This is a genomic window from Cupriavidus yeoncheonensis (assembly GCF_905397275.1).
Lineage (GTDB): Bacteria > Pseudomonadota > Gammaproteobacteria > Burkholderiales > Burkholderiaceae > Cupriavidus > Cupriavidus yeoncheonensis.
Window position 1 is genome coordinate 75,792 of sequence record NZ_CAJPUY010000009.1, and the last position, 20,778, is coordinate 96,569.

The 20,778-nt window shown below is 64.4% G+C and carries 21 protein-coding genes; all 21 read left to right on the forward strand.

Translation table 11 applies throughout. The features are described 5' to 3' along the window. Positions 1-21 precede the first annotated feature (21 nt). The 21 genes from KHO22_RS13900 to KHO22_RS14000 all read left to right on the forward strand — a co-directional run bounded on the left by KHO22_RS13900 (position 22) and on the right by KHO22_RS14000 (position 20,770). Positions 22-1,488, forward strand: a complete 1,467-nt coding sequence (locus tag KHO22_RS13900) for an NADH-quinone oxidoreductase subunit M (RefSeq protein ID WP_211947728.1) — start codon at positions 22-24, stop codon at positions 1,486-1,488. An 18-nt stretch (positions 1,489-1,506) separates the two neighbouring features. Next, on the forward strand, positions 1,507-2,982 hold the full coding sequence (gene nuoN / locus KHO22_RS13905; RefSeq protein ID WP_211947729.1) for an NADH-quinone oxidoreductase subunit NuoN: 1,476 nt from the start codon (positions 1,507-1,509) through the stop codon (positions 2,980-2,982). A 19-nt stretch (positions 2,983-3,001) separates the two neighbouring features. Continuing rightward, complete coding sequence (locus KHO22_RS13910) at positions 3,002-3,310, forward strand: DUF2818 family protein (RefSeq protein WP_211947730.1); 309 nt, start codon at positions 3,002-3,004, stop codon at positions 3,308-3,310. A gap of 45 nt (positions 3,311-3,355) precedes the next feature. Next, a complete protein-coding gene (locus KHO22_RS13915; protein ID WP_211947731.1) occupies positions 3,356-3,970 on the forward strand; it encodes an NUDIX domain-containing protein in 615 nt (204 codons plus the stop codon). 143 nt (positions 3,971-4,113) lie between these two features. Further along, complete coding sequence (locus KHO22_RS13920) at positions 4,114-4,572, forward strand: DUF1178 family protein (RefSeq protein ID WP_211947732.1); 459 nt, start codon at positions 4,114-4,116, stop codon at positions 4,570-4,572. An 85-nt stretch (positions 4,573-4,657) separates the two neighbouring features. Continuing rightward, positions 4,658-5,860 carry an acyl-CoA dehydrogenase family protein gene (locus KHO22_RS13925; RefSeq protein ID WP_211947733.1) on the forward strand — a complete coding sequence of 401 codons (1,203 nt, stop codon included), beginning with the start codon at positions 4,658-4,660 and terminating at the stop codon, positions 5,858-5,860. Between the two features lie 13 nt (positions 5,861-5,873). After that, positions 5,874-6,992, forward strand: a complete 1,119-nt coding sequence (locus KHO22_RS13930) for an acyl-CoA dehydrogenase family protein (protein WP_211947734.1) — start codon at positions 5,874-5,876, stop codon at positions 6,990-6,992. Positions 6,993-7,151: 159 nt separating this feature from the next. After that, the gene (locus tag KHO22_RS13935; protein WP_211947735.1) at positions 7,152-7,595 is read left to right on the forward strand and encodes a MaoC family dehydratase; all 444 of its coding nucleotides are present in this window, start codon (positions 7,152-7,154) and stop codon (positions 7,593-7,595) included. Between the two features lie 37 nt (positions 7,596-7,632). Beyond that, complete coding sequence (locus tag KHO22_RS13940; RefSeq protein ID WP_140950133.1) at positions 7,633-8,109, forward strand: MaoC family dehydratase; 477 nt, start codon at positions 7,633-7,635, stop codon at positions 8,107-8,109. Between the two features lie 569 nt (positions 8,110-8,678). Beyond that, positions 8,679-9,650, forward strand: coding sequence for a ubiquinol oxidase subunit II (gene cyoA / locus KHO22_RS13945; protein ID WP_211947736.1), 972 nt, complete (start codon positions 8,679-8,681; stop codon positions 9,648-9,650). 8 nt (positions 9,651-9,658) lie between these two features. Then, on the forward strand, positions 9,659-11,632 hold the full coding sequence (gene cyoB / locus KHO22_RS13950) for a cytochrome o ubiquinol oxidase subunit I (protein WP_211947908.1): 1,974 nt from the start codon (positions 9,659-9,661) through the stop codon (positions 11,630-11,632). A gap of 5 nt (positions 11,633-11,637) precedes the next feature. Then, positions 11,638-12,285: a cytochrome o ubiquinol oxidase subunit III gene (cyoC, locus tag KHO22_RS13955; protein WP_211947909.1), complete on the forward strand. Its 648-nt coding sequence runs from the start codon at positions 11,638-11,640 to the stop codon at positions 12,283-12,285. Further along, positions 12,286-12,636, forward strand: a complete 351-nt coding sequence (gene cyoD / locus KHO22_RS13960) for a cytochrome o ubiquinol oxidase subunit IV (protein WP_211947737.1) — start codon at positions 12,286-12,288, stop codon at positions 12,634-12,636. Between the two features lie 359 nt (positions 12,637-12,995). Continuing rightward, a complete protein-coding gene (gene urtA / locus KHO22_RS13965; RefSeq protein ID WP_211947738.1) occupies positions 12,996-14,252 on the forward strand; it encodes an urea ABC transporter substrate-binding protein in 1,257 nt (418 codons plus the stop codon). A 94-nt stretch (positions 14,253-14,346) separates the two neighbouring features. Further along, on the forward strand, positions 14,347-15,999 hold the full coding sequence (gene urtB, locus KHO22_RS13970) for an urea ABC transporter permease subunit UrtB (protein WP_211947739.1): 1,653 nt from the start codon (positions 14,347-14,349) through the stop codon (positions 15,997-15,999). Continuing rightward, the gene (gene urtC, locus KHO22_RS13975) at positions 15,999-17,213 is read left to right on the forward strand and encodes an urea ABC transporter permease subunit UrtC (protein ID WP_211947910.1); all 1,215 of its coding nucleotides are present in this window, start codon (positions 15,999-16,001) and stop codon (positions 17,211-17,213) included. Before urtB ends, urtC begins: the two co-directional genes overlap by 1 nt. Continuing rightward, positions 17,210-18,058: an urea ABC transporter ATP-binding protein UrtD gene (gene urtD / locus KHO22_RS13980; RefSeq protein ID WP_211947740.1), complete on the forward strand. Its 849-nt coding sequence runs from the start codon at positions 17,210-17,212 to the stop codon at positions 18,056-18,058. The genes urtC and urtD overlap by 4 nt, the downstream gene beginning before the upstream one ends. 2 nt (positions 18,059-18,060) lie before the next feature. Next, on the forward strand, positions 18,061-18,753 hold the full coding sequence (gene urtE / locus KHO22_RS13985; protein ID WP_211947741.1) for an urea ABC transporter ATP-binding subunit UrtE: 693 nt from the start codon (positions 18,061-18,063) through the stop codon (positions 18,751-18,753). A 134-nt stretch (positions 18,754-18,887) separates the two neighbouring features. After that, entirely contained in the window at positions 18,888-19,757 is an 870-nt protein-coding gene (locus KHO22_RS13990) for an urease accessory protein UreD (RefSeq protein WP_211947742.1), read from the forward strand. A 45-nt stretch (positions 19,758-19,802) separates the two neighbouring features. Beyond that, on the forward strand, positions 19,803-20,105 hold the full coding sequence (locus KHO22_RS13995) for an urease subunit gamma (RefSeq protein WP_211947743.1): 303 nt from the start codon (positions 19,803-19,805) through the stop codon (positions 20,103-20,105). Between the two features lie 53 nt (positions 20,106-20,158). Beyond that, positions 20,159-20,770 carry a HupE/UreJ family protein gene (locus KHO22_RS14000; RefSeq protein WP_211947744.1) on the forward strand — a complete coding sequence of 204 codons (612 nt, stop codon included), beginning with the start codon at positions 20,159-20,161 and terminating at the stop codon, positions 20,768-20,770. Positions 20,771-20,778: the final 8 nt, after the last annotated feature.

Consider the following 20,778-nt stretch of genomic DNA (forward strand, 5'->3'; position numbering starts at 1 on the left):
CCGAGTAAGGAAAACAAAGAAATGGTTCTGTCTTTCGCAATCTGGCTGCCTATCTTCTTCGGCTTGCTGATACTGGCCTCGGGCTCAGACCGCAGCGCCGGCTACGTGAGGTGGATGTCGCTGTTCGGCTCAATCGCCAGCTTCATCGTCACGCTGCCGCTGGTGTTCCACTTCGACAAATCCACCGCTGCGATGCAGTTCGTGGAGAAGTCGTCCTGGATCGAACGCTTCAACATCCAGTACCACCTTGGCGTTGACGGCATCTCGATGTGGTTCGTCGTGCTGACCGCCTTCATCACCGTGATCGTCGTGATCTCGGCCTGGGAAGTGATCACCGAACGCGTGGCCGAGTACATGGCTTCGTTCCTGATCCTGTCCGGCGTGATGGTCGGCGTGTTCTGCGCGCTGGACGGCATGCTGTTCTACGTGTTCTTCGAAGCCACGCTGATCCCGATGTACATCATCATCGGCGTGTGGGGCGGCCCGAACCGGGTGTACGCGGCGTTCAAGTTCTTCCTGTACACGCTGCTGGGCTCGCTGCTGACACTGGTCGCGCTGCTGTTCCTGTACAACAAGACCGGTACCTTCGAGATCCTGCAGTGGCACCAGGCCAAGCTGTCGATGAACGAGCAGATCGCGCTGTTCATCGCCTTCTTCATGGCTTTCGCCGTCAAGGTCCCGATGTGGCCGGTGCACACCTGGCTGCCCGACGCGCACGTGGAAGCGCCGACCGGCGGTTCCGTGGTCCTGGCCGCGATCATGCTGAAGCTGGGTGCCTACGGTTTCCTGCGGTTCTCGCTGCCGATCGCGCCTGACGCAAGCCATTCGCTGGCCGCCTTCATCATCACCATCTCGCTGATCGCCGTGATCTACATCGGCCTGGTGGCCCTGGTGCAGGCCGACATGAAGAAGCTGGTGGCGTACTCGTCGATCGCGCACATGGGCTTTGTGACGCTCGGTTTCTTCATCTTCAATGAAATCGGCATCGAAGGCGGCATCGTGCAGATGATTTCGCACGGCTTCATCTCGGGCGCCATGTTCCTGTGCATCGGCGTGCTGTATGACCGCGTGCACTCGCGCCAGATCGCCGACTACGGCGGCGTGGTGAACACCATGCCGAAGTTCGCCGCGCTGTCGGTGTTCTTCGCGATGGCCAACTGCGGCCTGCCGGCGACCTCCGGTTTCGTAGGCGAGTTCATGGTGATCCTGGGCTCGGTCGAGTACAACTTCTGGATCGGCCTGCTTGCCGCCACCGCCCTGATCTTCGGCGCTGCCTATTCGCTGTGGATGGTCAAGCGCGTGATCTTCGGCGACATCGTGCACCAGCACGTCCGCGAGCTGGTGGACCTGAACAAGCGCGAGTTCCTGATGCTGGGCCTGCTCGCCATCATGACGCTGTACATGGGCCTGCACCCGAAGCCCTTCACCGACGTGATGCACGCTTCGGTGGTCAACCTGCTGTCCCACGTGGCGCAGTCGAAGCTGTAATCGGGGAGAGATAACACTATGCAACCGTCCTCGACTCTCGCCTCTGTGGCGCCGATCATTTTCCTCGCGGTCGCGATTGCCGCGGTCAACTGGATCGACCTTGCCCGCGGCAAGGGCAAGCAAAGCGTCGCCTACCCGCTGTCGCTGCTGTTCACGCTGGTGCTGACCGTCTGGTTCGGCATCAATGCGTCGGCCGGCGAGACGCACTACGCCTTTGCGAACCTGGTCGTGATCGATCCGCTGGCCAATGTGCTGTCGGCATTCTGCTCGGCCGGCCTGTTCATGACGCTGGTCTACACCCGCCGCTACCTGGCCGACCGCGACATGTACGCGGGCGAGTTCTACCAGCTCTCGCTGTTCGCGCTGGGCGGTCAGATTGTCATGATCACCGGCAACAACTTCCTGACCCTGTACCTGGGCCTGGAACTGCTGTCGCTGTCGTCCTACGCGCTGGTGGCGCTGCGCCGCGATTCGCGCGTGACGTCGGAATCGGCCATGAAGTACTTCGTGCTGGGCGCGCTGGCTTCGGGCTTCCTGCTGTACGGCATCTCGATGATGTACGGTGCGACCGGTTCGCTGAACCTGGGCGAAGTGTTCCGCGTGGTGGAGTCGGGCCGTGTCAACACCACCATGCTGGCCTTTGGCGTGGTCTTCATCGTCGCCGGCCTGTCGTTCAAGCTCGGTGCCGCGCCGTTCCACATGTGGATTCCGGACATCTACCAGGGTTCGCCGACCGCGGTGACGCTGCTGATCGCCGGTGGCCCGAAGGTGGCGGCATTCGCGCTGATCGTGCGCGTGCTGGTGGAAGGCCTGCTGCCGCTGGCCGCGGACTGGCAGACCATGCTGGTGGTGCTGGCCGTCCTGTCGCTGGCAATCGGCAACCTGACCGCCATCGTCCAGACCAACCTGAAGCGGATGCTGGCTTACTCGACCATTTCGCACATGGGCTTCATCCTGCTGGGCATGCTGTCCGGCGTGGTGGCCAACAAGGCGGATGGCGCGGCGAATGCCTACAGCTCGGCGATGTTCTACTCGGTCACGTACCTGCTGACCACGCTGGGTACCTTCGGCCTGATCCTGCTGCGCACCACCAAGGGCTTCGAGGCGGAAACGCTGGAAGACCTGAAGGGCATGTCGCGCCGCAACCCGTGGTTCGCGTTCCTGATGCTGGTGATGATGTTCTCGCTGGCCGGCATTCCGCCGACTGTGGGCTTCTACGCCAAGCTGTCGGTACTCGAAGCCGTGGTGAAGTCCGGCATGACCTGGCTGGCCGTGGTCGCGGTGCTGTTCTCGCTGATCGGTGCCTTCTACTACCTGCGCGTGGTCAAGCTGATGTACTTCGACGCACCGGTCGGCGAAGAGCCGCTGGAGGCCACCACTGGCCTGCGTTCGGTGCTGAGCCTGAACGGCGCGGCAGTGATCCTGCTGGGCATCTTCCCGGCTGCGCTGATGAACCTGTGCTACCAGGCCATCCGCGCAACGCTGGCCTCCTGAACGTACGAGGCCAGAAGGCATGAGTTCCCCGACGGGCGGCTGGTTTGTCATCTTGTTGGCACTGGTTTGTGCCAACCTGCCGTTCATCAACCAGCGCCTGTTCGCGGTGGTCCCGCTGCGCTGGAGCCGCAAGCCGCTGTGGCTGCGGCTGGTGGAACTGATCTGCCTCTATCTGGCAGCCGGCCTGGCCGGCTTTGCGGTGGAGGCAAGCCTCGGCAACGCCTTTCCGCTGGGCTGGCAGTTCTACGCCATTACGGCGTGCATGATGCTGGTGTTCGCCTTCCCGGGCTTTACCTGGCAGTACCTCGTCAAACACCGCACGGCCTGAAGCCGGTCATGAAGCCGCCGGGCGTGCCATTCACCCGGAGTGCTCATGACGGAAAAGACCCACGACAACCTTGCCCCGCCATCAGGCGATGAAGGGCTCAAGGAAGTCTGCGTTGCTTCGGCAACCGTCCATCGCGGCAAATTCCTCACGCTGAAGCAAGACATCGTCCGCCTGCCCGACGGCAAGCAGACTGGCCGCGAGTACGTCGTACATCCCGGCGCGGTCATGATGATTCCGCTGTTCGACGACGGCACCGTGCTGATGGAGCGGCAATTCCGCTACCCGGTCGGTGAAGTCATGCTCGAATTCCCCGCCGGCAAGCTCGACCCGGAAGAAGGCGCCTTGCGCTGCGGCGAGCGCGAGCTGGAAGAGGAGACCGGCTACAGCGCGGCGCGCTGGGATTACCTGACCCGCATCCACCCCGTCATTTCGTACTCGACCGAATTCATCGATGTGTTCCTCGCGCGCGACCTGAGCGCGGGGCACGCGAAGCTCGATGAAGGCGAGTTCCTCGAAACCTTCATCGTTCCGGCCGGCCAGGTGCTGGACTGGGTGCGCCAGGGCCGCATTACCGACGTGAAGACCATCATCGGCGCGTTCTGGCTGGAGAAGGTAATCTCGGGTGTGTGGCAGCCCGGCGAGCAGCCGGTGCCGCGCTGAGGCGTGGCAACAGCGGCCAGCAGTAGAGCGGTGTGCGTTTCGCATCATTCGGATGCGGGAAATCCCTTCCGAAAAAAATTAGCACGACCGTTCACAAAATTTGGTTTCACGGATACTATTGCTTTTGACGGGCTGGAAAGATCATGAAGGTGCTCGACCTGCGTTGTGCGCAAGACCATCGTTTCGAGGGCTGGTTTTCCTCCGAGGACGATGCGCAGTCGCAAATCGCAAGTGACCTCGTCCAGTGCCCGGTCTGCGGTGACCATGCCGTGAGCCGGCTGCCCAGCGCGCCGCGCCTGAATCTCTCGGGCGCGACGCAGGTGCAGCGCGGCCAGGCGAAGGCAGGGCAGGCGGCGCAAGCGCCGGCCGCCCTGGAAGCCTTGCAGGCGGCCTATATGAAGGCCGTGCGGCAGGTGATGGCGCAGACCGAGGACGTGGGCGACCGCTTTGCCGAGGAGGCCAGGCGCATGCATTACGACGAGGCACCGGAGCGCGGTATCCGCGGTTCGGCATCCCCGGAGGAGGTGCAGGCGCTGGCGGAAGAGGGCATCGAAACAATCCCGCTCGTGGTGCCGGATGCTTTGAAGCAGACGGCTCACTGAATTGCGTCCTGTGCCCGTGGTTGTCGGCGCAAGACGCGCAGGCAGACTACTTGCCGGCACCGTGCCGGCATCACTGGAGACGGGCATGGATCTCAATTACTCGGCGTCCGACGACGCCTTCCGCGAGGAAGTGCGTAGCTGGCTGGAAGCCAATCTGCCGGCGGACATCCGCGGCAAGGTGCTCAACCATCGCCGGCCCAACCGCGACGACCTGGTGCGCTGGCACAAGATCCTGGCGGGCAAGGGCTGGTCGGCACCGCACTGGCCCGTGCAATACGGCGGCACCGGCTGGAACGCCACGCAGCGCCATATCTGGGATGAGGAAAACGCTCGCGTCGGCGCGCCCGGCGTGCTGCCTTTCGGCGTCGCCATGGTCGCGCCCGTGATCATGAAGTACGGCGACGAGCAGCAAAAGTCATACTACCTGCCGCGCATCCTGGACTGCACCGACTGGTGGTGCCAGGGCTACTCCGAGCCGGGCTCGGGCTCGGACCTGGCTTCGGTCAAGACCCGCGCCGAATTGACGATGGACGGCAAGCACTACATCGTCAATGGCCAGAAGACCTGGACCACGCTCGGCCAGCATGCCGACATGATCTTCTGCCTGGTCCGTACCGACCCGGAAGCCAAGAAGCAGGAGGGCATCTCGTTCCTGCTGATCGACATGAAGACGCCGGGCGTCACCGTGCGTCCGATCATCATGCTCGACGAGGAGCATGAGGTGAACGAAGTGTTCTTCGACAACGTCAAGGTGCCGGTGGAAAACCGCGTTGGCGAAGAAAACAAGGGCTGGACCTACGCCAAGTACCTGCTCGGCCACGAGCGCACCGGCATTGCCCGCGTCGGCAATTCCAAGCGCGAGCTGGGCTTCCTGAAGCGCGTCGCGCGCCAGCAGCAGAAGAACGGCAAGCCGCTGCTGGAAGATCCGGTGTTCGGCGCCAAGGTTGCCGCGCTGGAAATCGAGCTGATGGCGCTGGAGATCACCGTGCTGCGCGTGGTGTCGAGCGAAGCCGCGGGCAAGGGCCCTGGTCCGGAAGCTTCGATGCTGAAGATCAAGGGTACCGAGATCCAGCAACTGCTGACCGAGCTGATGGTGGAAGCGGTCGGCCCGTACGCCCAGCCGTTCGACCCTGCCTACCTGGAGTGCGAGCATGAGCACGCGGTGACCGGCTACGACGACGCCGCGCCGCTGGCCGCCTACTACTTCAACTATCGCAAGACCTCCATCTACGGCGGGTCCAACGAAATCCAGCGCAACATCATCAGCCAGATGATCCTGGGGCTGTGAGGAGACACGGAACATGAACTTCAATCTCAGCGACGAACAAAAGCAGCTGGCTGACGCCGTACGCCGTTTCATCGACAAGGATTACGACTTCGAGTCGCGCAAGAAGCGCTATGAGAGCGAGGCCGGCTATGGCGAGTCGGCCTGGGGCTCGCTGGTCGAACTCGGCCTGACCGCGCTGCCGGTGCCGGAAGAGCAGGGCGGCTTCGCCGGCAAGGCGCTGGACATGATGGTGGTGCAGCAGGAACTGGGCCGCGGCCTGATCGTCGAGCCGTACCTCGCGACCGTCGTCGGTGCCTATGCCCTGGGCCTGGCCGGTGGCCAGGAAGCGCTGCTGGAGCAAGTGGCCGGTGGCGAACTGAAGCTCGCCGTGGCCTTCAACGAGCCGCAGGCGCGCTATGAACTGAACAATGTGCGCGTGAGCGCGCGCGACGGCAAGCTCAACGGCCGCAAGACCGTGGTGCTGCATGGCGGCCAGGCCGACAAGCTGATCGTGTCGGCGCGCACCGGCGGCGCGGACGCCGATCGTGACGGCATCTCGCTGTTCCTGGTCGATGCCAGGGGTGCCGGCGTCAGCATCAAGGACTACCGCACCATCGACAACCTGCGCGCGGCCGATATCACGTTCCAGGACGCGCCGGCGCAACGGCTCGGCGAAGCCGGCAAGGCCTTCGAGCAGGTCGAGCAGGTCGCCGATTACGCAGCGGTGCTGCTGTGCGCCGAAGCCGTGGGCGTGATGGACACACTGAACGCCGCGACGCTTGAATATGCCAAGACGCGCCAGCAGTTCGGCGTGGTGATCGCGCGCTTCCAGGCGCTGCAGCACCGCATGGTCGAGATGTTCATCCAGGCCGAACAGTCGCGCTCGATCACGCTGCTGGCCGCGGCCCGTTTCGAAGAGGCGACGCCGGAAGAGCGCCGCCGCTACGTTTCCGCAGCCAAGGCCCGCGTCGGCCAGGCCGCGCGCTACGTCGGCCAGGAGGCGGTGCAGATCCACGGCGGCATGGGCGTGACCAACGAACTGCCGGCCGCGCACATGTTCAAGCGCCTGACGCTCATCAACACCACGTTCGGTGACGTCGACCACCACCTGGGACGGTTCGCCGCCCAGGCGAGCTTCCAGCAAGCTGCCTGATCCCGGCGATGCCAGCCGAAACCGCGCCGTAGTCCAGGCGCGGTTTTTTTCTTTGCGCGCAGTTAGGGGCGGGTTCGGCAAATACGGACGCACACCGTCACCCGCCATGCGATTATCGCGATGACCAGTCAACAGCCAGCGACAACGGAGACATGACCGATGCTGTATTTCGAGGACTTTGCCGTCGGCAGCCGCCGCGAACTCGGCTCCTACCTCGTCACCGAGGAAGAGATCCTCGGCTTTGCCCGCCAGTATGACCCGCAGCCGTTCCATATCGACAAGGAGGCAGCCGCCAAGAGCATCTATGGCGGGCTGATCTCCAGCGGCTGGATGACGTGCTCGATCATGATGCGGCTGCTGGTGCTGAGCACCACCGGCAAGTCGGCGAGCATGGGCTCGCCGGGCGTCGACGAGATCCGCTGGCTGAAACCGGTCCATGCCGGCGACACGCTGACTGTCGTGCTCAATGTGCTGGATTCCCGGCCGTCGCAATCCAAGCCGGATCGCGGCGTGGTCCACACCCAGTGGGAAGCCACCAACCAGCGCGGCGAACTGGTCTGCACGGTCAAGGGCATGGGCATGTACGGCCGCCGCCCCGCCTGAGATCCCCCTTAACTCAAACACCGAGGAGACAACCGACATGCGCACTATCGCATCGCTCGAAGAACTGGAAAGCCTGCAAGGACAGGAGGTCGCCGTCAGCGACTGGATGGAGATCACTCAGGAACAGGTGAACCTGTTCGCCGAAGCGACCGGCGACCACCAGTGGATCCACGTCGACGTCGAGCGCGCCAAAAAGGAGTCGCCCTATGGCGGCCCGATCGCGCACGGCTTCCTGACGCTGTCGCTGGTGCCCAAGTTCATGCACAACGCGCTGCACATGCCGTCGAAGATCGGTGTGAACTACGGCCTGAACCGCGTGCGCTTCACCGCACCGGTGCCGGTGGGCAGCAAGCTGCGCGCGCGCATCAAGCTGCAGAAGGTCGAGCGGCTCGACCCGCTGCCCAAGTCGCCCGAACTGGTGGGTGCCCAGTCGACCTGGGAAGTGACGATCGAACGCGAGGGCAGCGACCGTCCGGTGTGCGTGGCCGAGTCCATCAGCCGCCGCTACGGCTGAGCCATTGTTGTTTTGTTGATACAGGAAGAAAAAAGCCGTCGACAGGCGGCTCCTTTCAATTCTTGACGGTAATGAGGACGCTGCAACACATTTACAGTGTCTTAAGCGACTCTTTTGAGAATTGTCCGCTTTTCTGAACAGTGTGTTCTGTGCTGTTGGGTTTACCCGTAATGCTGCATTGCGGTACAGTCGCGCCCACGATGTTTTACGTGTTGCACATTCCGGCCGGAAACCGCGCTTGCCCACAAGGCAAGCTTGCCGGGAAGTGCAAAAACTTCGTGGTTCAACGCTACCCGGCCGCAGTATCGAGCCGGGACCGTTCGCGGTTTCGGCCATCAGGTGCCGCAGTGCCACCGCCTAAGGCGGGCCGCTCGCGCAGTCGTCAGTTGTCCTTCCGTGTTCATGGCGTTGTCAGGCCGCATGGTCATCCGGCGTTAAATCCGCCAGACCCCAACGCCAGCTAAGGACACGTCCTTCCGGTTTTCCCTCAGCCCAACGCCTCTTGCTTCCGGCATCAGGCGGTGAAGCCACGCTTTGCCCAAGCGCGGCCTAACCAAACCAGTCGTGACATGAAGAAACCCATACTGCCGCGGTGGACGCGGTCCCTGCCAAGCCTCGGCCTGCTCTTGCTGCTCGCCGGCTGCAACATGACGCTGCTCGACCCGAAGGGGCAGGTAGGCGTCGACATCAAAGGCATCATCCTGATCGCCACCTGGCTCATGCTGCTGGTGGTCGTGCCGGTGATCGTCCTGACGCTGGTGTTCGCCTGGAAGTACCGCGCAAGCAATACCTCGGCACGCTATGAACCCGACTGGTCGCACTCGACTGCGATCGAAGTCGTGGTGTGGCTGATTCCCTGCCTGATCATCATCGCGCTGGGCATCATCACGTGGAAGTCCTCGCACGATCTGGATCCGTACAAGCCGCTGGAATCGAAGCAGAAGCCGATCACGGTCGAGGCGGTGGCGATGAACTGGAAGTGGCTGTTCATCTATCCGGAACTGAAGATCGCGACGGTCAACCAGATCGCGTTCCCGGTGGGCACGCCGGTGAACTTCAAGATCACGTCCGATTCGATCATGAATTCGTTCTTCATCCCGCAACTGGGCAGCCAGGTTTACGCCATGGCCGGGATGGAGACCAAGCTGCACCTGATTGCCAACGAAGCCGGCACGTATGACGGCATGTCCGCCAACTACAGCGGCGGCGGTTTCTCGGGCATGAAGTTCAAGGCGACGGCCATGTCGAACTTCGAGTTCGACGCGTGGGTTGCCAGGGTGCGCGCCTCCGAACGTCAGCTCGCCAGCGCGGACTACAAGGTCCTGGCCAAGCCGAGCGAAGCGGAGCCGGTCGCCTACTACGGCAAGGTCGAAGACGGCCTGTTCACCGGCGTCCTGCACCAGTACATGGGCAACGACGGCCACGCCATGGCCCGCGAAGGCTTTGATGGCGGCCCGATCTGCACGTCGCGTAACACGCTCGGCGAAGAGCGGGTGTCCATGGCCACGCCGGCCAAACCGGCGCTGGGCGCGCAATCCTAGGAGCAATGATGTTTGGCAAATTGAGTTTGTCGGCGATTCCGTTTCATGAGCCGATCATCATGGTCGTACTGGCCGGCGTCGCCATCGGCGGCGCTGCGCTGCTAGGCGCGATCACGTATTCCAAGAAGTGGGGCTACCTCTGGAATGAGTGGTTCACTTCGGTCGATCACAAGAAGATCGGCGTGATGTATTGCCTGGTCGCGCTGGTCATGCTGCTGCGCGGCTTTTCCGACGCGGTCATGATGCGCGCGCAACTGGCGCTCGCCACCAACGGTGCCCACGGCGTCCTGCCGCCGGAACACTACGACCAGATCTTCACCGCCCACGGCGTGATCATGATCTTCTTCGTGGCCATGCCGCTGATGACGGGTCTGATGAACCTCGTGGTGCCGCTGCAGATCGGCGCGCGCGACGTGGCCTTCCCGTTCCTGAACACGCTGTCGTTCTGGCTGTTCGTGTCGGGCGCCATGCTGGTGAACGTCTCGCTGGGCGTTGGCGAATTCGCCAAGACCGGCTGGCTCGCTTACCCGCCGCTGTCCGGCCTGGACTTCAGCCCTGGCGTAGGGGTGGACTACTACCTCTGGTCCTTGCAGATTTCAGGGTTGGGCACGCTGCTGACCGGCGTGAACTTCCTGGTGACGATCCTGAAGATGCGCGCCCCGGGCATGACCCTGATGCGCATGCCGGTGTTCACCTGGACCGCCCTGTGCACCAACGTGCTGATCGTGGCCGCCTTCCCGGTGCTGACCGTGTCGCTGGCACTGCTCGGCCTGGACCGCTACTTCGACATGCACTTCTTCACGAACGATGGCGGCGGCAATGCCATGATGTACGTGAACCTGATCTGGATCTGGGGCCACCCCGAGGTGTACATCCTGATCCTGCCGGCGTTCGGTATCTTCTCTGAAGTCATCGCGACGTTCTCGGGCAAGAAGCTGTTCGGCTACAAGGGCATGGTGTACGCGACCGCGGCCATCATGGTGCTGTCGTTCATCGTGTGGCTGCACCACTTCTTCACGATGGGCTCGGGCGCGAACGTCAACGCGTTCTTCGGTATCACGACCATGATCATCTCCATCCCGACCGGGGTGAAGATCTTCAACTGGCTGTTCACGATGTACCGCGGCCGCGTGCAGATGACCACGCCGGTACTGTGGACGCTGGGCTTCATGATCACCTTCGTGATCGGTGGCATGACCGGTGTGCTGATGGCCGTTCCGGCAGCCGACTTCGTGCTGCACAACAGCCTGTTCCTGATCGCCCACTTCCACAACGTGATCATCGGCGGCGTGCTGTTCGGCTACCTGGCCGGCATCACCTACTGGTGGCCGAAGGCGTTCGGCTTCAAGCTGAATGAGCGTCTGGGCAAGTACGCCTTCTGGTGCTGGCTGGTGGGCTTCTACTTCGCCTTCATGCCGCTGTACGTGCTGGGCCTGATGGGCATGACCCGTCGCCTGAACCACACCGACAACCCGGCCTGGACGCCGTGGCTGTACCTGGCCGTGGTGGGCGTGGTGTTCGTGGCGCTGGGCATCTTCTTCCAGGTGCTGCAGATCGTCGTGTCGATCCGCGACCGCAAGAAGCTGGCCGACGTGACCGGCGACCCGTGGGGTGGCCGCACGCTGGAATGGGCTACCTCGTCGCCGCCGCCGTTCTACAACTTCGCGCACACCCCGGTGGTGCGTGACCTGGACGCGTTCGCCGACATGAAGGCCCGCGGCGAAACCATGCCGACCAGCGGCTACGAGCAGATCCACATGCCGAAGAACACCGGCGCGGGCTTCTGGATGGGCCTGTACAGCCTGGTGCTTGGCTTTGCCCTGGTCTGGCACATCTGGTGGCTTGCCGCCGTTGGCCTGGTCGGCATGGTGGTGTCGTTCATCCGCCGCGCCAACGATGACCACATCGACTACTACGTGCCGGCCGCCGAGGTCGAGCAGATTGAAACGCGCCAACTGCAGCGCATTGCTTCGCAGGCCTGATGACCATGTCGACAGAAGTCCTTGATCGCTTCGGGGCGGCGCAAGCCCCGGCTCATGCGCACTCGCACGACGAGACGCACGACCACGCGCACCACGACACCAGCGAGAACACCATCTTTGGTTTCTGGCTGTACCTGATGAGCGACTGCATCTTGTTCGCGTGCCTGTTCGCCGCGTTCGCCGTCCTGCGCGGCGAAGTGGCGGGCGGCCCGTCGGGCAAGGAGCTGTTCGAGCTCAACTACGTGCTCACCGAGACCTTCATCCTGCTGTTCTCGTCGATCACGTACGGCTTCGCGATGATCTCGCTGCAGAACCGCTCGAAGGTGCGGGTGCTGGTCTGGTTGGGCATCACCTTCCTGCTGGGCGCCGCGTTCATGTACATGGAAATCAATGAATTCCATCACCTGATCGCCGAAGGCGCCGGCCCGAGCCGCAGCGCGTTCCTGTCGTCGTTCTTCACGCTGGTGGGCACCCACGGCCTGCACGTTGCCAGCGGCATGGTGTGGATGCTGGTCCTGATGTGGCAAGTCAGCAAGAAGGGCCTGACCCCGGTGATGTCCAAGCGCCTGAACTGCCTCAGCCTGTTCTGGCACTTCCTGGACGTCGTCTGGATCGGCGTCTTCACCGTGGTCTACCTGATGGGGGCAATGTAAATGGCACAGCAACACGCAGCGTCGGCCCACGCCGAGTCGCACGGCCACAGCAGCTTCAAATCCTATGTGATCGGCTTCGTGCTGGCGGTGATCCTGACCGTCATCCCGTTCAAGATCGTGATGGACGGCACCATGGACCGTGGCACGACCCTCCTGATCATCCTCGGCATGGCCGCGGTGCAGGTCGTCGTGCACCTGAAGTACTTCCTGCATATGGATGGTTCGAAGCAGCAGCGCTGGAACGTGATGTCGTTCCTGTTCACGCTGCTGATCCTGTTCATCGTGCTGGCCGGCTCGCTCTGGATCATGCACAACATGAACGCGAACATGATGCCGTGGATGATGAAGTAATCATCCTCCGGTGATCGCGGAACGGGGCCTTCGGGCCCCGTTCCTGTTTGTGGCGGTGCCCCATGCACCGTGGCGCCGCAAAACTCCGCGGCGGTCTTTTCCCCTCAGCCCCCGGAATCCTGGAACCGGGCGCCCACCTGCACCCGATTGCGCCGTGCCCGATGACGGTGCGCAAGGGCCGCCCACGGCGCAGCACCAGCATGGTGCTTTCGCGCGAAACCTCCCACGAATTGTCTGTTGCCGGGCGCCCGGCGGCGTCTGGCCGCGTGCCGGCAGCCGCGTGCCTCATGGCACGCTAGTTGCAGATGCACCACCCGGGGTGCGTTGAGTCCCGTAACCAAACGACAAAGGGAGCTGCAATGAAACGACGTGACATGCTGAAGCTGTCGGCGGTAGCCGCCGCGGCAATGATCGGCGCCAGCCCGCTGGCGATGGCCCAGTCCAAGGAGCCGATCAAGATCGGCATCCTGCATTCGTTGTCCGGCACCATGGCCATTTCGGAAACGTCGCTCAAGGACGTGGCGCTGATGACCATCGACGAGATCAACAAGAGCGGCGGCGTGCTCGGCCGCAAGCTGGAGCCGGTGGTCGTGGATCCGGCTTCGAACTGGCCGCTGTTCGCCGAGAAGGCGCGCCAGCTGATCACCAAGGACAAGGTCGCGGTCACGTTCGGCTGCTGGACTTCGGTGTCGCGCAAGTCGGTGCTGCCGGTCTATGAAGAGCTGAACTCGCTGCTGTTCTACCCGGTGCAGTATGAGGGCGAGGAGATGTCCAAGAACGTCTTCTACACGGGCGCGGCCCCCAACCAGCAGGCCATTCCGGCGGTCGAGTACCTGATGAGCAAGGAAGGCGGCGGCGCCAAGCGTTTCTTCCTGCTGGGCACCGACTACGTGTACCCGCGCACCACCAACAAGATCCTGCGCGCGTTCCTGAAGAGCAAGGGCGTGGCGGACAAGGACATCGAAGAGGTCTACACGCCGTTCGGCCACAGCGACTACCAGACCATCGTCGCCAACATCAAGAAGTTCTCGCAGGGCGGCAAGACGGCCGTGATCTCCACCATCAACGGCGACTCCAACGTGCCGTTCTACAAGGAACTCGGCAATGCCGGCCTGAAGGCCAAGGACGTGCCGGTGGTGGCCTTCTCGGTGGGTGAGGAAGAACTGCGCGGCATCGACACCAAGCCGCTGGTGGGCCACCTTGCCGCATGGAACTACTTCATGTCGGTCAAGAACCCCGAGAACGAGGCATTCAAGAAGCAGTGGGCGGCATGGGTCAAGGCCAACAACCTGCCCGGCGGCGACAAGCGCGTGACCAATGACCCGATGGAAGCCACCTATGTCGGCATCCATATGTGGGCGCAGGCCGTGAAGAAGGCCGGCACCACGGACCCCGACAAGGTGCGTGCCGCCATGTACGGCCAGACCTTCAAGGCGCCCGACGGCTTCACGCTGACCATGGGCGAGAACCACCATCTCTACAAGCCGGTGATGATCGGCGAAGTGAAGGGCGATGGCCAGTTCTCCGTGGTGTGGAAGACGGCGAAGCCGATCCGCGCGCAGCCGTGGAGCCCGTTCATCGCCGGCAACGAAGGCAAGCCGGACAAGGTGATGTAAGTCCACTTCGCTGTTACGAAGCAACGCCCCTCTCCCGCGTGCGGGAGAGGGGGTAGTTCCCAGTCTGCCATTACCCTCGCACTTGCCAACTTTTATGCGCTATTCGATATCCGTTCGTGCCATGCCGTGGCTGCGCGCCTTGCTGGCAGCGCTGCTCCTGGCCACGGCGCCATGGGCTGCGGCGTTGACGCAGGCCGACCTGAAGCCATTGGCCGAGGACGATTTCGATGCCAAGACCGCAGCCTTGTCCGCGCTGGCCAAGGCTCCGCCGGAGCAGGCCGGCCCGATCCTCAAGGCGCTGCAGGACGATGCGCTGCAATACGCCCCGTCGGTGGGCATGGTGCGCCAGGAAGGCGACAAGACCGTCGATGCCGTCACCGGCAAGCCAGTCACGGTCAAGGCCGATGAACTGGAATCACTGACCCTGAATAACAGCCTGCGTGCGATCGTGGATAGCGCGGCCAGCAGCCTGCAGCTGCAGTCGCCCGATATCGCGGTACGCACGCAGGCCGTCAACACCTTGTACGACCAGCCCGGGAACGCCTCGCGCACCGGCGTGGAAGCCGCGCGCAAGGTGGAGGCCGATCCCGGCCTGCGCGCACGGCTGGATGTGATCTGGGCCACTATCGTACTGGCCGAGGAGACCAACACCGGCGATACCGCCCAGCGCGAAGCGCGGCTCGAAGCCATTCGTGTCCTCGGGCGCGACAGCAATCCGCAAAGCCGCCAGAAGCTGGCGCCGCTGGTCGAGCGGGGTAGCGATGGCAAGTATCGTGAGCCGGATGTCGAGGTACGCGTGGCCGCGCAGCAGGCACTCGATGCATTGCGCAGTGACCAGCGCCGTGCCGAACTGATCGGCAACCTGTTCGCCGGCCTGAGCCTGGGCAGCGTGCTGCTGCTGGCCGCGCTGGGACTGGCGATCACCTATGGGCTGATCGGCGTCATCAACATGGCGCACGGCGAATTCCTGATGATCGGCGCGTATGCGACATACGTGGTGCAGACACTGTTCCGCACCTATGCGCCCGGCGCGTTCGACTGGTACCTGCCTGCGGCGCTGCCGGCCTCGTTCCTGGCCGCGGGTGTCGTCGGCTTCGTGCTGGAACGGCTGGTGCTGCGCCATCTCTATGGCCGCCCGCTGGAAACGCTGCTGGCCACCTTCGGCGTGAGCCTGCTGCTGATGCAGGCCGTGCGCACGCTGTTCGGCGCGCAGAACGTGGAAGTGGCCAATCCGGCCTGGATGAGCGGTGGTGTCGAGTGGATGCCGGGCCTGGTGATTCCGTACAACCGCATCGTCATCATCCTGTTCGCGCTGGCCGTGGTGGCCGTCGCCTGGGCCGTGCTCAACCGCACGCGGCTTGGCCTGTTCGTGCGCGCCACGACGCAGAACCGCACCATGGCGGCCTGCGTGGGCGTGCGTACGTGGAAGGTGGACAGCTACGCCTTTGCCTTCGGCGCGGGCATCGCCGGCCTGGGTGGCTGCGCGCTGTCGCAGATCGGCAATGTCGGCCCGGACCTGGGCCAGGCCTACATCATCGATTCCTTCATGGTCGTGGTGCTGGGCGGGGTAGGGCAGCTGGCAGGCACGATCGTCGGCGCCTTCGGGCTCGGCCTCATCAACAAGTTCATCGAGCCGTTCTACGGCGCGGTGCTGGCCAAGATCTTTGTCCTGGTGCTGATCGTGCTCTTCATCCAGAAGCGCCCGCAGGGACTTTTCGCGCTCAAGGGGCGCAGCGCGGAGGCATGATGCAGAGCTTTCATTCCAATTCGCCGGCGGCGCCGTTTCGCCTTGCCGTGCCGGAGCGTCAACCGTTGTTCACGGGGCGCGGCTGGGCCTTGCTCGCGGCCCTGACGGTGGTGGTTGCCATCGGCGTACCGGTCTGCGCGCTGCTGGTGCCCGAAGGCCATCCGCTGCACCTGTCGGCCTACGCCCTGACGCTGATCGGCAAGATCATGTGCTATGCGCTCGCGGCGATCGCGCTGGACCTGGTGTGGGGTTACTGCGGCATCCTGAGCCTTGGCCACGGGCTTTTCTTCGCGCTGGGCGGCTACGCGACGGGCATGTACCTGATGCGTGCGATCGGCCGTGAAGGCGTGTACAAGAGCGACCTGCCGGACTTCATGGTGTTCCTCGACTGGAAGGAGCTGCCCTGGTTCTGGCACGGCACCGAGCACCTGGGCTACGCGCTACTGCTCGTGGTGCTGGTGCCCGGCGTCCTGGCCTGGCTGTTCGGCTTCTTCGCGTTCCGCTCGCGCATCAAGGGCGTGTACCTGTCGATCATCACGCAGGCCATGACGTATGCGGCGATGCTGCTGTTCTTCCGCAACGAAACGGGATTTGGCGGCAACAACGGATTCACCGACTTCAAGCGCATCGCAGGATTTGCCGTGGCCGCGCCGCAGACGCGCACCGCGCTGTTCGTGCTGACCTTCCTGGCGTTGCTCGCCGGATTCGTGGCTTGCCGCTATATCGTGACATCCAAGCTGGGCCGCGTCGTGACCGCCGTGCGCGATGCCGAGATGCGCGTGATGTTCTCGGGCTACAACCCGCTCGGCTACAAGCTGTTCGTGTGGACGTTCTCTGCCGTGCTGTGCGGCATTGCCGGCGCCCTGTATGTGCCGCAGGTGGGCATCATCAACCCGGGCGAGATGTCGCCCGGCAACTCCATCGAGATGGCCGTCTGGGTGGCGGTGGGCGGCCGCGGCACGCTGATCGGACCGGTGATCGGGGCGTTCCTCGTCAACGGCGCCAAGACCATGTTCACGGCCTATTTCGCCGAGTACTGGCTGTTCCTGCTCGGCGCGATGTTCGTGCTGGTCACGCTGTACCTGCCTGATGGCGTGATCGGCCTGCTGAAGCGCCTGCGCGAGCGCAGCCGCAGTGCGATGCCGGCGAAACCGGTCGCGCAGGAGCCTGTATCCAGTTCCGCCGTGGCGGGACGCACCGGAGGTGAAGCATGAACGCGGCGCTCGAATACGGCCAGGCGGAAAGCGGCAACGCCACGGGCCTCGGCCGCGTGGTGGAGCCGGGCACGATCGATGTCTCGCATGGCCCGATTCTCTACCTGGAAGACCTGACGGTTCAGTTCGGCGGCTTCCGCGCGCTCAACAAGCTGAGCCTGTCGATCGACGACGGCGAGTTGCGCTGCGTGATCGGCCCCAATGGCGCGGGCAAGACCACGATGATGGATGTCATCACCGGCAAGACCGGTCCGCGCAATGCCAATGTCAGTGGCCGCGTGTTCCTGGGCCAGACCATCGACCTGATGCGCATGACCGAGCCGCGCATCGCGCAGGCCGGCATCGGCCGCAAGTTCCAGAAGCCGACGGTGTTCGAGCAGCATGCCGTGTGGGAAAACCTGGAGCTGGCGATGAAGGCCGACAAGCGCTGGTGGTCGTCGCTGCGCGCGCGGCTCACTGGGGAAGGGCATCGCCGCATCGAGGAAACGCTGGCGCTGACCGGGCTCGAGGACGAGGCGTACCGCCCCGCGGGTCTGCTTTCGCATGGCCAGAAGCAGCGCCTGGAGATCGGCATGTTGCTGATGCAGCAGCCGCAACTGCTCTTGCTGGACGAGCCCGTGGCCGGCATGACCGATGAGGAGACCATGCAGCTCGCCGCGCTGCTGAACAGCCTGCGCGGCAGCTGTTCGATGATGGTGGTCGAGCACGACATGGAATTCGTCGCGGCACTGGCCGGCGGCGAGGGCAAGGTCACGGTACTGGCCGAAGGCAGCGTCCTGGCCGAAGGCACGCTGGATAGCGTCAAGCGCGATGAACGCGTGATCGAATCCTACCTGGGAAGATAGCCATGCTGCAGGTCAATGCACTGAACCAGTTTTACGGCGGCAGCCACATCCTGCGCAATGTCAGCTTCGAGGTGCCAGGCGGCAAGCTCACCACGCTGCTTGGCCGCAACGGCGTAGGCAAGAGCACCTTGCTCAAGTGCCTGATGGGCGTAGTGCCCACGCGCAGCGGCAGTATCCAGTGGGATGGGCACGCGCTCGAGAAGAAGGCGCCCTATGAGCGGGTCTCGGCTGGCCTGGCCTATGTGCCGCAGGGGCGCGAGATCTTTCCGCGGCTGACGGTGGAAGAGAACCTGCTGATCGGCGCCGCCAGCCGCGCGCGGCCCACGGGCGTGCCGGACCGCATCTACCAATTGTTCCCCGTGCTGCGCACCATGCGGCAGCGCCGCGGCGGCGACCTGTCGGGCGGGCAGCAGCAACAGCTTGCCATCGGCCGCGCGCTGATGAGCGAGCCGGGCCTGCTGATCCTGGACGAGCCGACCGAAGGTATCCAGCCGTCGATCATCCAGGACATCGGGCGCGCGTTGCGCCTGCTGGTGGACGAGTTCGGCATGACGGTGCTGCTGGTCGAGCAGTACTACGAGTTCGCGCGCCATATTGCCGACCACTACGTGGTCATGAGCCGGGGCGAAGTCGTGGCAAAGGGCGAGGGCGCGAATATGGAGCAGGACGGCGTGCGGGAGCTGATTGCCGTGTAATGGTGCAAGGCGGGTCGGCGAGTGCCGCGCGCTGCGCTTCCGTGGCGGCGGCGGGCGCGCTATGATTTGCGGCATACCCCGCGGCGCGTGCCGCGGCTCGTCCCCGCCTGCATCGCCGGTCCATTCATCGAGCCATGCGTCATCCTGATTTTCCTGCCACCGTGGCCATGCCGCCTGCATGGCAGGCCAGCCTGCGCCTGCGCTTTGCCGCACGCGGCGCGCGCACCGTGCTGGCCGTCCGCCAGCATCAGGGCCCGTTGATGGTGCAGAAGCCGCTCTATCCCGAAGGCGGCATCTGCCACGCCGTCATCCTGCATCCGCCGGCTGGCGTGGCGGGCGGCGACAGCCTCGATATCACCCTGCATGCGGAAACCGGCACGCACGCGGTCATCGCGACGCCAGGTGCCACCAAATGGTACAAGTCGCTCGGCCGTGACGCGTCCCAGCATGTGCGGCTGACCGTCGATGAAGGCGCCCGGCTCGATTGGCTGCCGCAGGAGAACATCGTGTTCGACGATGCGCGCGCGCGCATTGCCACCGAACTGGCGGTTGCACCGGGCGGCAGCGCGATCGGCTGGGATGCCGTGGTGCTCGGGCGGCAGGCGTCCGGTGAGCAGTGGGCGCGGGGCTCGCTCTGGCTGGACACGCAGGTGCGCTGCGAAGGGCGCGCGCTATGGATCGAACAATCGCACCTGGACGCCGCATCGCCATTGCGCGGCGCGGTACCCGGGCTGGATGGCATGTGCGTGCTGGGCACGCTCTGGGCGGTGGGTAGCGCAGCCACGCAGGAACTCGCCGAGACGCTGGCCGAGCGCCTGCCGCTCACGGCCGACCTGCGTGCCGGCGTGACGTGCCTGTCGTCACCGGCGCAGTCGATGCTGCTGCTGCGCGTGCTGGGCCGACAGATGGAACCGGTCCGGCAGCTCATGGTTGACGCGTGGAGCGCGCTGCGCGAGCCGATCCACGGCGTGCCGGCACGGCCGCTGCGCCTGTGGGCCACGTGAGAGACAACCGGAACAAGGCATGCGGGAACAACAAGGACACCGACGATGGAACTGACACCACGAGAGAAAGACAAGCTGCTGATCTTCACTGCTGCACTGCTGGCCGAGCGCCGGCGCGCGCGCGGGCTCAGGCTCAACTATCCGGAAGCGGTGGCGCTCATCACTGCCGCGATCATGGAAGGCGCGCGTGACGGCCGCACCGTGGCCGAGCTGATGCACGAAGGCACCACCGTGCTGGGTCGCGAAGACGTGATGGACGGCGTGGCCGAGATGATCCCCGAGATCCAGGTCGAGGCGACGTTTCCGGATGGCACCAAGCTCGTCACCGTGCACCATCCCATCGTCTGACGCCGTACCGGATCAACCCCCGACCATACCAACAACATCCACCGAGAGTCGCCATGAACCGTTCCGCCTGCTCGCGCCTGGCCCTGGGCGCCACGCTGTCCTTCGCCGCCGCCTCTGCACTTGCCCATCCCGGCCATGATGCCGCCACCGTCGGCGCCAGCCTGTGGGCAGGCGTGCTGCATCCGTTCACCGGCGCCGACCACCTGCTGGCGATGGCGGCAGTGGGTGTCTGGAGCGCACTGGGTGCGCGCTCGGCCGCGGATACGCTGCGCCTGCCGCTGGCCTTCGTCACCTTGATGCTGGTCGGCGCCGCGCTGGGACTGGCCGGGCTGGCGCTGCCCGCGGTGGAGCCGATGATCGCCGCGTCGCTGCTGGTGGTGGGCGTACTGGTGGCGATTCGCGCAAAGCTGCCGGCATGGGCGGGCATGGCAGTCGTGGGCGGCTTCGCGGTGTTCCATGGCTATGCGCACGGCGCCGAGCTGCCCGGCACGGCCGCGGCGCTGTCCGCCGTGCTGGCCTATGTCGGCGGCTTTGCTGTGGCAACCATGGCGCTGCACCTGCTCGGCATTGTCGCTGGCACGTACCTGCGCCATCGCGCGGGCTGGCTCGCGCGCGTGGCCGGCGCGGGCGTGGCGCTGTACGGTGCCAGCCTGCTGGTTGCCTGAGGAGACCA